The organism is Marinobacter sp. bablab_jr008 (genome assembly GCF_016464145.1).
GTDB classification, from domain to species: domain Bacteria; phylum Pseudomonadota; class Gammaproteobacteria; order Pseudomonadales; family Oleiphilaceae; genus Marinobacter; species Marinobacter nauticus.
The window spans coordinates 58318-70939 of record NZ_JACDWW010000062.1; the positions used below are offsets into that span (position 1 = coordinate 58318).

Below are 12622 nucleotides of genomic sequence, written 5' to 3' on the forward strand. Positions count from 1 at the left end.
GTGACGCGTATTGTTATATATTGGCATCGCTAGGAATCGGGTTTACAGAAACCAAGGTCTTTTCTTCTGAGTCCCACGCCACTAAATACGGCTGCATTCGACTGCTTTTAGAAGAAAATAGCTTGGAAACGGAACTGGAACCGACACCGTCATTCACGAATTCAACCATGGCTTCTATATAAACTTGGGTAGCCTCATCAAACTGACCTTTATCCCAGCCAGTTTCATACAAGAACTTAACCCTCTCATTGCTCTGCCCAACACAGTAAAGGGCCAATACTAGGGAGTACTTGGTATCAGGTGATTTATTTTCGGATGTTGAGATCACCTGGACGCGATGTTTGGGATTTTCCCCAAAATACTTTTCATACACGCCCAGCAGTGCACGTTTAAGGTATCGGTAACAGTCTTCCGCCGCTTTATCACCAAGTTTTTTTACAAAAGCTACACCGAACACAAGCGCGATCGACGTAAACCCATACAAGAGCATCGAGGCCTGGGGACCGCTCTTTGGGATCTCGTGAATTTCCGCTTCATCACCGAACAAGGAAATTCCTGACCTCAGTTGATCTACAGCCTCTCTGTCTACTCCTTCTTCAACTGCAACATTCAGGATCTCCCTATTCACGTGTACCTCCTAAACATATAACATTTGGATAGTGGTACCCACGACCATCTCCCCAATGACCCACATCTCAACTTAAAACATCCTCAAAGCTTGTCAGAAAATCCCTTAAGGTCAATGAGTTCCGGACTCTTTCTGATCTACATTTCGAGGGAAAATGAGAGGAGCGACCACTATCTCATTTTCAAAGGCTTCGCCAACCTGCTGATTTAAAACAAAAACCTCGTTTTACAAATTCTTTACAGATCATGGTCACCGCGAGCATTTTTCCGGTTGCGCGAAAGCACTGTTTTGGGGTCCGCTCTATGGTCAATTCGATCATTTTTGAATGTCCGCTTCTGTTTAGGAGATTGGGGAGATCGGCCTGGTCGCAAAGCGAACATTCAGGCGGAGCGCAGAACCCCAGTCATTTGGCAAGGAATCACTCGAAAATCAAAGCCGCCCTCCCCCCTAGCTCAGAATATAGTGCGTCTCCTCGCATGCGACTGGTCACCTTATCTCGAATAACTCTACAGTCACCGTTCCGCAATTCCTCAGTCCAATTCCAACCAAAGATTATTTCCTAGAATCGATGAATTGCCCCCCAGATTCATGTAGCACCATCCAGACTCAGGTCTGAGTAGCCGAGATGCCGTGTGTGTTGGACTGGCTTGTAGAACGCTGACATTTCCCTATTGCCCCAGCGATGTATCTGTCTCCACTTGCGTCTTTACGAGTCCCAGGAGTGGCCTTTGACATTTTCTTGACAAAACCTTCAACAAGTTTTGACTGCCCACCCAATACCCTATGCGGAAATCTCCAAAAGCCTCAGTTGCATAGGTGCGACGGCCAGAATGAACAAGGTTTCCTTTAAACGAATAAGTGGATTTATTGCTGCTGGAGGAATGGCAACGCTATTCCATTGGGCGGCCATGTCCGGCTTGATTTTCCTTGGAATGGAACCAGTAGGGGCCACCTTTTCTGGAAGTGTCGTTGGTGCTGTTACCAATTACGGATTGCAGCGGGCCCTCGCTTTTCCAAATGCGCGACCACACATCCAAGCGGTCTGGCGATACATTTTCTCCTGTTCACTCGCATCTCTCCTGAACGTTCTAATTTTTTTCATTTTGCATCAACTACTTGAATTCCCAGTTGTTCCTGCACAGCTCCTAACCACTGTAGCTGTCGCTGCATTTAACTATGTTGTCTACCAAAGGCTGGTGTTCCATGAACAAACCTCTTAAGACTTCGCACGTACCGAATGAGTCAGACCTACTTTCTCTGGTAGTTCCGGTTTTCAATGAACGGTCGATGCTCCCCATATTCTTTGAGCATGTATTGCCAATCCTTGCGAGCCTGGATATACGTTCGGAAATTGTGGTTGTGGATGATGGCAGCGAAGATGGCAGTGCCGAATTTGTGAAAACGGTTATTGAAAAGAGGTCGAGCATCCGCCTGGTTAAGTTAAGCCGCAATTTTGGCAAAGAAGCCGCCTTGACGGCTGGCCTGGAGCATGCCCGGGGGGAGGCGGTGATCGTTCTGGATGCAGACCTTCAGGACCCACCTGAGTATATCCCCGAGATGGTCAGGAGCTGGAAGTCAGGCTTTGATGTCGTCCTGATGCAACGTCGATCGCGCGTAGGGGAGAGTTTTTTCAAGCGTTGGAGTGCACACCTTTTCTATCGTTTGCTTAATAGGACCAGTCGTACTGAAATACCAGTCGATACGGGTGATTTCCGATTGATGAGCAGGCGGGCGGTCGATGCTCTTCTAAGGTTAGGGGAGCGAAACCGCTACATGAAGGGGCTCTTCGCCTGGGTCGGTATGCCAACGACGATCATCGAATACGACCGGGCATTGAGAGCGGCTGGAGAAAGCAAGTGGGATTATCCGGGCCTGGTTGGCTTGGCTCTTGAAGGGTTGACCTCCTTTTCAGTGTCACCGCTCAGATGGGCAACGCTTGTTGGCTTGCTGGCCGCGTCTGTCGGTGGATTGTTCGGTTTATGGATCGTAGCGAAGGCGATAATGCTCGGAGATCCGACTGACGGTTATCCATCTTTAATCGCCCTCATCAGTTTTCTGGGCGGCATACAGCTGGTGAGCGTTGGCATCGTCGGTGAGTATGTGGGCAAAACCTACATCGAATCGAAACAGCGACCACTGTATCTGACCGAAGAAGTGGTCGAGAACCGGGAGGCTTCGAGCCGAGACCAAATCAGTAACTTTAGAGGCTTCAAGAATGCTAAAGCGATTTGAGCCCTGGTTCTGGGTACTGGCCGCCATATTGTTGAGTCGCTTTATCGGGATGGCACTGTTTCCCTTTGTGGATACGACAGAGCCCCGATATGCGGAGATTGCTCGTTTAATGGCTGAAACCGGGGACTGGATAACTCCCTGGTTCGAACCCGGAATTCCATTCTGGGGAAAGCCACCCCTGTCATTCTGGGCTCAGGCTGCTTCTCTAAAGCTATTTGGACTGTCTGAATTTTCCCTCCGGTTACCGGCATGGTTCGCCACGATTGGAATCATCTGGCTGACGTGGTGCCTTGCAAAACATGCGCGGGGTGCTGTGGTCGCGCGATGGTCTACTCTGGTGCTTTCTACCATGGCACTTACCTATATAAGTGCCGGCGCAGTAATGACTGATACATTCCTGGTTTTGGGAACGACCCTGTCACTGGTGAGCGTGTGGTTTGTGCTTTCAGGGCGCTCTGAGTACTGGCGCTGGTGGTTCTTCGTGGGCCTGGCTATCGGTTTGTTGTCAAAGGGACCGCTGGCTGTTGTATTGACGGTTACCCCCCTGGTGCTCTGGGCTGCTATTTTCAGGCAGCGGTTACAGCCGTTGAAAAAACTACCATGGCTCCTTGGTTCACTTCTTACACTTTTGATTGCGTTGCCATGGTACGTGCTCGCTGAACTGAAAACGCCGGGGTTCCTCAACTACTTCATTATTGGCGAGCACTTTAGCCGGTTTCTGGATCCAGGATGGGCCGGCGATTTATACGGTAGTGCCCACAACCGGCCTAAAGGCATGATATGGATATTCTGGCTTTGGGCTTCATTTCCGTGGGGGATCATTTGCTTGGTTGGCTTTGGATTTGCGGCAGCGAGAGGCACAACAAAGGGTATCTTCACTGATGCTGTTCGTGATGCCTCAACACTGTATCTGGTGTTTTGTGCGATAACGCCAATGCTATTTTTCACCCTGGCAGGCAACACGCTTTGGACGTACGTCCTGCCTTCTCTTCCCTTTTCGGCAATTCTGATTGCTGGATGGGTGTCGCAGCTCGATCTACGTCCTTGGTCCAGGATCAGGTCGGGGGCTGTTTGGCTTGCGCCCGTTCTCATCACCCTTTTTGTTTTCATCGGTGTTAGTGGCGTAAAGCCATTAAAAACCGAGAAGCAATTGATCAGCCGTTATGAGAGCATCCAGCGACAGGGAGACAGTCCAATTTTTTACATCGGTGAGATGCCGTTTTCGGCACGCTTTTATTCGTTGGGCGACGCAGTGGAAGTTACCTCAACAGAGTTCAACAGCCTGCTGGAAACTGATGGTTACGACAGGGTCTTTGCAGCGATACCAAATTATGAAGTGAATGAATTTCTCAATCGGCAATCCGCCGACGCTCAGAAGTTAGGGGAGAACAAAAGGTATCAGCTATTCTCTATCGATCTTCAGCCAACCAAGAGCCAGAATGGCATCGTTAGTCCCGAACTAAATTCGAAAAGTGGTTAACTACGATATGTTGAAATTATTGATCGTGGAAGATCAAGTCGACCTGGCGGAGAATATCTTTGAATATCTGGGGGAGGATCGTTTCTCGTTAGATTATGCAGCCGACGGTTTAACAGCTTTACACCTGTTGGCAACCCAAACGTATGACATCGTCATACTTGATCTGATGCTCCCCGGCGTCAATGGATTCGAGATTGCCAGAAAAATCCGAAAGGATCTTCACTGTCCCACCCCTATCATAATGATGACTGCCCTTAGTGACATTAATGATAAAGAAAAAGGTTTTGATGCCGGAGCAGACGACTATCTGGTTAAACCCTTTGAACTGAGAGAACTAAAATTAAGAATAGAGGCGCTTCACCGAAGACATGCTCCCCTTAAGCCAGTGTTGAAAGCGGGCGATATTTTGTTCAACCCCGGGACACTGGAAGCCGAATTCCATGGATTGAAAGCAGAGCTTTCAGGAACTCCTGCGAGACTGTTTGAGCTGCTCATCCGGGAGTATCCAAACTTTTTAAGCCATCAGTCTTTATGCGATGCCCTTTGGGGGACGGATGATGATTTTGAAGGTAAAAGTTTGAGAACGCATATTTACACTCTCCGAAAATCTCTCAAAGACAAACTGGGGCACGGGATGGTGAAGACCGTTCACGGTCGGGGATACAGGCTGGAACCACCCAATGCCGAATGAAAGCAGTTCATCCAAGAAGTCAGTGGCCAGCCGTCTTGCTAGGACGATTTTTATCCTCATTTCGGCGACGACCGCGATTGCCATGTTTGCCGTCGATTTCTTCATAGACGATGCGGATGACACCATACTGAACTTGGAATTGCGAGCGGATGCGGCGTTTTTCGAAGAGCAGCTCGCGGCAGGAACCTTTCGTCCGTTGGAAACACCCAGGCTGGAAGTGTTATTTCTGCCAGCTGGCGAATCAGAATCCGGACTTCCTTACTACTTCCAGGGGCTTTCTTTGCCCTACGCCGATGAGTTCGAGGAGAACGGTGTTACCAAACAAGTCATTGCTAGAAAAGTAGAGAAGCCCGCCGGCCAGCTCTACCTGGCACAGGACACTACAATCCTAGAAAGCAGGCAGGGGCTTATTCAATGGATTCTGCTTGGCATCACTAGCGTTATGTTTCTCGCAGCGTTTTTCATTTCCAGAGCCTCGGCAAATTACATCGTTCGGCCCTTGAAACGGCTTACTCATGAAATTCAGAGTATCGAGCCCTCCAAGAACATGCAGCGATGTCACAGCGACTACGACGACTCGGAGTTTGCCCACATTGCGGAGTCATTTAATCTGTTTCTCTCTGAACTTGAGAGCCACATTGAGAGGGAGCGCTCCTTCGTGAAACTCGCCAGCCATGAGCTTCGTACGCCCTTGGCGGTCATTTCCGGTGCTGTCGAAGTTCTCGAACAAAGAGGGGATCTTTCCGGAGCCAATCAGAAGACGATCGACCGAATCCGCACCACAACCCACGCAATGAAGGATGACATGGAAGTTCTTCTTGCACTTGCTCGCAGTGAAGATCGAGAAGAATCGAATCAACTATTCTCATTGTACCGGCTTGCAAGAGAGCTGATCGTTGATCTGGAGCAAAGCACTCCCGCTTATCGAGGCCGTGTCAAGCTTGAGGACGAAGACAGCGAGGCCATCTTTGCTGATCCGTCATTAGTCCGGCTGCTCTTACGTAACCTGATTCAGAATGCGCTTCGCCACACACGCTCGGGCGTTGAAATAACCATTAGGAAAGGAGAAATCGTCGTGCGCGATTTTGGCTCGGGATTGCCCCTCGAAAATAGGGAACAATTATTCAAACCTGACATACGTTCTTTGGGTGATAATCAAAAAGGCAACTTCAAGAATTCAACGTTTGGATTATTGATCGTTCGATTGGTGGCAGAACGTCTCGGGTGGACTCTGGAACTCATCCGGTCAAACAATGAAGGAACCTCCTTTCGAATTGTGATTGGAAATGCTGGTACTTAATGAAGAGACCGATGAAGGTACTCACCGTGTACAGTGAGCAATCGGACAAAGCTTCAGTTAAGTTGCTTATTCAGATGGATTTACTGATCAAGCAGACACGCAAATTGAACTTATATTTGTAGCTAGATTATTCCCGCGAGGCCCCAGAAGTTGATCGAAAAACTGAAAGCTGCTGCCTCGCGTGTCACAAATGATGCGTTAATCGTATATTTTGTGGCACGAGACCCAAATACTCCCCTATTCGTGCGCCTGCTTGCACTGGCTATCGCCGCCTACGCCATGAGTCCTATTGATCTCATCCCCGACTTTATACCGATCATCGGCTACCTTGATGACATCATCCTCCTTCCACTGGGAATCATGCTCGTCATCAAGCTGACGCCAAAGAATGTGATAGAAGCGAGTCGTTCGAAAGCCTCTGAAGTCATAGCCAAACCAGTTAGTCTCGCTGCGGCCGCAGCCGTTATTGTCATATGGCTTTCATGTGCCTCGGGTTTTGGCTTTTTGGTATGGAATGCCTCGGCGGGTCACTCATAATGTGTAAGGTGTGCAGCGCCTTGTAAATGAAACCGCAGAAAATTCGGTGTTCTTGGTTTTTTGTCACTACACCCCCACTTCATCGGCAGACGTTTTACAAACCAAGCTACCGGTCGCAACCGGGTCGATCGCAAGTTTCTGGGTACTCGAAGGTGTGGATTTCAGATAGGCGCAGAGGAAAGAAATGGGAGAAATTGGGTAGCTCTCGAATGTTCGCTTTTGTTTATGCAGCGGACAGATCGAACCGTCCGGTGGAGGCAGCAGGCCAGCACGGTCAGGGAGCGGTGGGCCTATAAGAGACAGATAGAAATTGATTTCTCTCGGCTCGGCAAGCCAAGCGCTCCACCAGACTAAGCTCTATTCCGAAAGAAGAAAAAAGACGCTAGGTATGGGGGTGTAGCCGAAGACTACACCCCCTACGTAAAGGATACTTGAGGCATCGGGGTCAAGGGGCCGAGTCCTCGCTGCGCTGCGGGCCGCACCAACCCCTTGACCCCGTGACCTACACTTCTGCTTCTACAGGTTTGGGACTATCCGTAAAATCGATTCTTCTTGCGTATAAGCAATTAGTTTTAGCTATTCAATTCGAGAGGAACGCAAAGGCATAACCAATGGGCTTAGGCATGGAAAAAGCACTCATTCTGTTAGCGGGCACAGTAATTGGCTGGCTGCTAAACACGTTGAAAGAGGCCTGGCTCAAATCGAGAGCAAAGAGCTGACATGTTGATTTCACGACGTGCTTCCTGTCGGTTCCGTATATCCATCACGATTTTGATGATCAAAAACACTGCGGTGATGGTCAGGACCTCTCTCATATCAAAAAACTCGAAAACGAAATCTGACAAAACTAGGCGCTCCTTCAGGGCATAGCATTAAAACTCTTCTTCTCTAAACCAGCGATACATCGATCTTTTTAGCTCGTCAGACAGATCTACAGATGCAATCCATTTTTTTACCTGTTCCGAATTGATAGCGTGATCAATGTCTTTGTACTGAACATTTGGGACAGGCTCTCCGATTTTGGAGAAGTGGTGTAGCAGGTCAAAAACCGCTCTACTCCAGTTTGCCGCAAGCGTTCCTTCTGGCGTTTCAGGAGCATAGCGCCGCAATATATCGGTGGCATCATATACCCCTTCACGCCCCAACAAACGGGCTGTAGATTCGATCTGAATATCTGACCACGTCCAGCGCTGACGATTAGCCAGCTGATGACTGTGCCAGCCTGGAGCCTCGCCAACTTCGTTGGGAATATTGAGAGCAGTGAGCCCGGTCACATAGACAAGCGGTCGGCGACGATGAGGGGGTAACCAGCTCCCTTCTGACCAGAGCTGCTCCCAGACCGTAGACTTCTCTTCTGGTCTCACACCCCTCGCCAAGATACTGTTGACTCGCTCAGCCTCGATTTTCTTCAGCTCGTGAATCTCTTCGATAGTCAGCGGCTCACCCTGCGGTTTCCGGTTGAGATATTCACGAATTTCGTTATTTGGTTTGTCGTCCATGAGTCAAACTAACCGTTGTAACAATGATAGCGCAGGTACTTTTTCACTTTCTCGATGTCGCCATCCACAATCGCATCAATAGGAGGAGTATTGCCGAACTCTCGATTTGGCCTAAGTGGCCACTGCAACGCACGCTCAAGGCTTTCTGAATAGATGCACTGTAGAGATTCATAAATCGAAAGCACCCCGAGAACCCTATCTTTGTCGTCTAAGATCTTCGCTTTCTGTGATGAGTCTAGCCCCCACGCATCGATGATCCGAGACACTACTTCAACGCGCCTTTCCCTGCTCACAGTATCCATGGTGCTCCTCCTTTTTCACTCCCTGTGCTGAAGATAGCATACCCACGTAACGTCGATTAGAGGATCGCCGCTATAAGCGCTGTTGCCAGCCCAAACCGTGTTCAAAAGACTGTAATGGTCCGCACCGGAGGCCGGTGCGAACTCGCCAGGGGCTGCTTGCTTGGAGATGCGGAGTGGAGATAAAGTAAGTTCGTAAGTAGGTATGTAAGGTCGAAAGTAAGTTAGGGTGTCTTTATTTCTTTATGTTCATCGATCTGTTTCTTCATTGATTCGATGCTCGCCTCAAGGTCTTTGATCTTTTGTTGCGCTGCCGTCAGTCTCTGGCTCAGGTCGTATCGTTCTTCTTCTTTCAGCTCGAACATCCGCTCGGTCGATCTGAGCTGTCCCTGAAGTTCAGCCTCTGCGTTTCTATGCCGTGCCTCCTCACGGTCCAACAGATTCTCTAATCGACGTTCCGCCTTTTCCGACACATCGGCTAACAACTTTTCAAAAACTCTTTCTACACTCGTTGCAGCGTCCTGAATAGGCCAAGATACGTCCATGGCAAACCTATCCTTGTCAGGGTCGGGAGTCTTCTTGAGCAATGATTCCTTTGGGTTTGCAGCTTCCTTTTCATTGAGGAAGGCATTCCAAATGTCGGCGATTCGTGATGCTTTACCGCTACCTAATATGTTTCTGATCGCATTTGGAGTTACTTCCTTACCTTCGTCCTGAAGCCGCTTTCCAGTCGCAATGATCTCCTCTTCGCTGTGCTTGGGCTTCCTCATATCGCACCGGTCTCCAGTAATAAGTAAGTGATAAAGTAAGTAAGTTAGCAATATAAATAGATGGATTTATCAGGATTGGCAACTACCAAATCTCGCAACACTGAACCTATGAACATTCACCCTGATCAGTTTGCAGATAGTTTATTAGGTTCGTCAGCATGGTCTTGCGGCGAAACGCCTTTGGTGGCGCTTTCACCACTCGCTCAAAAACGCTGGGATCACCGACTATGTGGACCTCGGAAACTGCTCTTGTGATCGCTGTGTAAATCCAGCTTCGATCCAATAAGTGAATGTCATGCACCAAGACGACGACTCGCGGGAATTGGCTTCCCTGAGCTTTATGGAGTGTCATGGCGTACCCCAAGCTAAGGGCATCAATTAAGCTTCCTTGCAGATCAACCCTTTCACCTGTATCCAGCATCACAGTTCCAATAACATCATCCACTTGCTCAATGCTGATTAGCTCGCCAAGAGACCCATTCTGCACCCCAAAACTGGGGTGATTCTCAGTGAACAAGATCTGATCATTCAGCTTCAACCGCAGATAGAAGTCTTCGGCATCCAGATTGAAGTTGAGCAATGGTGAGTCACCGTTAATCTTTTCCTGAATCTCTTCATTGATCTCTTTTACAAGATTGTTTGTTGGCGCGATTACGCGGGAGTCGCGAGGCTGCTGGACGTAGAGTTCGACAGCTTTTTCTTTAGCCAGTTGTGGGTCTAAAACCTCATGGAAGTAGATGTTGCCTGAACTGAGTGACGTCGGAACCTCTCCAGAGTTAATAGCCTTTGAATATTCAGGTATTCCGGTGCATCCCTCTTGGCGCTTGACGATATTTAGCATCGTATTTGGCACGTGTTCAGAGAGCACTAGGTCGTGCAAAATCTTTCCGATACCAATCGGTGGCAACTGGCTAGGGTCTCCCGTTAACACCACCTTACAGCTAGGATAGATGTGGTTGATGATGCGAAACATTGTCGGAAGATCGGTCATAGAAGCTTCATCGATGACCAGCATAGCTTTTTCATCGGTCACCGGGTCTTCTCGCAGGAACCGTGCAATGGTCATCGTTTGGTAGCCGACCGACTCATGCAGACGCATTGCAGCACGACCCGATAGGGCAACAGCGTGAATGCTGTATCCGAGACGATCAGCGGCCCTCAGGAAGGTCGCAAGTACTGTCGTTTTGCCAGTTCCGGCACCTCCGGTGATCGCACTAACGCCCTCGGTTAGACTCGTAAAAATGGCAAGCTCTTGCTGGCTGGTCAGCTCATAGGGCAGCTCGCCAATGACACCATTTACAATCTCTTCCTCAAACTCGGTGAGTGGCTCTCTGAAATTAATCAGGTGCGTTATGCGCTTCGCTACAGCCAACTCCTGGATGGCAGTGGCGGTGGCGTGAAAGCGTCCATCTTCGTGATAGAGGGCAGTATCCGGTGAGCTTTTCAGCCACTCAATACCCTCTTCTAAGTGGGAGGGAGCTTTAAGATAATCAGAAGCTCTTGTCTTTAGCTGACTCGCTTTGACCCACGTACTACCGTCACGCATTTTATCCTTGAGGGCCTGGATCATCCCGGCCTGGATGCGTTCTTTGGGATATTTTTCCTGTTCCCAGGCGTGTCCAAAACGATTGTTCAAGATGCTGTCTACGTCTTTGAAGTCCAAACCGAAATGCAGCAGCTTATATGGGTCAGCCTTGATCGCCTCAACAGTTCCAAGTCCGTGGTGCTTGAGAATTCGCTTTTGGACTCCGTGCGGTATTCTAGCTTTTGACATCCAGACGGTATGGCGAAGATTCGCGTACTTTTCGTAACCGGCATGCAACGCACGAATAGACTGTGTGGACAGTAGCTCGGAGAGAGCATCAAAGTCATTTGGGGTGCCAGAGGTCAGCATCCGGTGTATGTCTTCACCGAACATGGCCCATAGCTGCCGTGCCTTACCAGCACCTATGCCCTTAAATGCCTTGTCATAGCTGATAAATTGGATGAAAGCTTCTCCAGTATCCGGCAAGCAAAACTCTAAAGTATCAGGCTCCCGGTACTGATGTTCTTGAGTTCTGACCTTTCCGTGATCTTGGACATAAGCACGCCTGAAACCCTCGACACGCCATATCTGGCCAGGAGTGGGATCGACAGGTAAGTATTCCCGACTGGTGACGATATTCACATTGTAAGTTGCGGATGCAAGAGTCTGGTCCTCTCGAACGGGCACACCTCGGATCACAGTGGATTTCGAGCGCCGGAAAGGCACCTGCGTAACTCGAAACAACTGAGACGCTTGCGTTAACTCGGACATTTGAGAAACACCATCAAGCCATCAGTTACCGCATCCAACGTCTCTTGGCTCGATACCATCTTCGCCTTCAGTTCCTCATTCTCTCGACGTAGTCTTTCGACCTGCACCCTGAGATCCTGATTCTCGGCCTCAAGCTTTCCCAACCGACGATGATCCACGCCACTCCCATGTGCAGAGGCATCATAAAGCTTTGGTTTTGAGAGAGACTCCTCTCCTGCTTCAGTCAATGGAGGTAGCACGCCTCTCTCAGGTTTACGAAGCTCATTCTCCAAGTCTCGCAACTCGGCTTTAATATTCTCGTTTTTTTTGATCGCCTGGTCTGAAATGCCTGCTAGCTTTTTTATGTGCTGTCTGTTCAGGATGCCTTTAGGGGCGTATACGATCTGGCGGAATTCGTCATCGGACGTGGAGTTGACCCACTCGCGAAATTTTTCAAGATAGATTAGTCCCTGCTCTTGTGGGCTCGCCATCACGCCTCCTGGTTCTCAATCAACGTCTATTCCGACGATTAGACAACGGCTGATTAAGCATTGATTCTGTTAATCCATGCATATCAGCATTAGCCTGCCAGATCACAAATCGCGCATGCATATCCCGCAGAGCGCTCATAAGCTTTTGATTGTCGTTGGTCAACTTCTCGATGCGCTCGTTCGCCTCGTGAATATCGCTAACCCAACCAGGCTTCAGCGTAGGAGCTTTCAATGCAGCCTTGCGATTCTTCATCGCCATATCGACAGCGGGTAACTTCATCAGAGACTGCCGAACACGAACAATGCCTAGCTTTTCCTCGCATGCTTTCACTAGCAGTGGCCAGGTCAACTTTGGCTCAGACCATTCCTCAATCAATCTGATAATGCGTTTTTCATCCTTGTCGGTTAAATGCCCCATTT

At 49.1% G+C, this 12622-nt stretch carries 13 protein-coding genes; 6 read left to right on the forward strand and 7 right to left on the reverse strand.

What is annotated here, in order from left to right:
• Positions 1–13: 13 nt before the first annotated feature.
• Positions 14–628, reverse strand: coding sequence for a hypothetical protein (locus JIF53_RS12190; protein WP_199452577.1), 615 nt, complete (start codon positions 626–628; stop codon positions 14–16).
• An 830-nt stretch (positions 629–1458) separates the two neighbouring features.
• Here JIF53_RS12190 and JIF53_RS12195 point away from each other — a divergent pair.
• From JIF53_RS12195 to JIF53_RS12220, 6 genes are all read left to right on the forward strand, one after another.
• Positions 1459–1848, forward strand: a complete 390-nt coding sequence (locus tag JIF53_RS12195; RefSeq protein ID WP_199452578.1) for a GtrA family protein — start codon at positions 1459–1461, stop codon at positions 1846–1848.
• Positions 1832–2860 carry a glycosyltransferase family 2 protein gene (locus JIF53_RS12200; RefSeq protein WP_199452579.1) on the forward strand — a complete coding sequence of 343 codons (1029 nt, stop codon included), beginning with the start codon at positions 1832–1834 and terminating at the stop codon, positions 2858–2860. The genes JIF53_RS12195 and JIF53_RS12200 overlap by 17 nt, the downstream gene beginning before the upstream one ends.
• Positions 2844–4340, forward strand: coding sequence for an ArnT family glycosyltransferase (locus JIF53_RS12205; protein WP_199452580.1), 1497 nt, complete (start codon positions 2844–2846; stop codon positions 4338–4340). Before JIF53_RS12200 ends, JIF53_RS12205 begins: the two co-directional genes overlap by 17 nt.
• Before the next feature lie 7 nt (positions 4341–4347).
• A complete protein-coding gene (locus JIF53_RS12210; RefSeq protein WP_199452581.1) occupies positions 4348–5031 on the forward strand; it encodes a response regulator transcription factor in 684 nt (227 codons plus the stop codon).
• Positions 5021–6331, forward strand: coding sequence for a sensor histidine kinase (locus tag JIF53_RS12215; RefSeq protein ID WP_199452582.1), 1311 nt, complete (start codon positions 5021–5023; stop codon positions 6329–6331). Before JIF53_RS12210 ends, JIF53_RS12215 begins: the two co-directional genes overlap by 11 nt.
• Before the next feature lie 150 nt (positions 6332–6481).
• Positions 6482–6868, forward strand: coding sequence for a YkvA family protein (locus JIF53_RS12220; protein WP_199452583.1), 387 nt, complete (start codon positions 6482–6484; stop codon positions 6866–6868).
• 872 nt (positions 6869–7740) lie between these two features.
• Here JIF53_RS12220 and JIF53_RS12225 read toward each other — a convergent pair.
• From JIF53_RS12225 to JIF53_RS12250, 6 genes are all read right to left on the reverse strand, one after another.
• Entirely contained in the window at positions 7741–8367 is a 627-nt protein-coding gene (locus JIF53_RS12225; protein ID WP_199452584.1) for a hypothetical protein, read from the reverse strand.
• 8 nt (positions 8368–8375) lie between these two features.
• Positions 8376–8669 carry a hypothetical protein gene (locus JIF53_RS12230; protein WP_199452585.1) on the reverse strand — a complete coding sequence of 98 codons (294 nt, stop codon included), beginning with the start codon at positions 8667–8669 and terminating at the stop codon, positions 8376–8378.
• 221 nt (positions 8670–8890) lie between these two features.
• Positions 8891–9436 (reverse strand): DNA-binding protein, encoded by a 546-nt coding sequence (locus tag JIF53_RS12235; RefSeq protein ID WP_199452586.1) that lies wholly within the window; start codon positions 9434–9436, stop codon positions 8891–8893.
• Between the two features lie 106 nt (positions 9437–9542).
• Positions 9543–11603, reverse strand: a complete 2061-nt coding sequence (locus JIF53_RS12240; protein ID WP_199452587.1) for an AAA family ATPase — start codon at positions 11601–11603, stop codon at positions 9543–9545.
• 116 nt (positions 11604–11719) lie between these two features.
• On the reverse strand, positions 11720–12202 hold the full coding sequence (locus JIF53_RS12245; protein ID WP_199452588.1) for a VPA1267 family protein: 483 nt from the start codon (positions 12200–12202) through the stop codon (positions 11720–11722).
• 19 nt (positions 12203–12221) lie between these two features.
• Complete coding sequence (locus JIF53_RS12250; RefSeq protein ID WP_199452589.1) at positions 12222–12620, reverse strand: hypothetical protein; 399 nt, start codon at positions 12618–12620, stop codon at positions 12222–12224.
• Positions 12621–12622 lie beyond the last annotated feature (2 nt).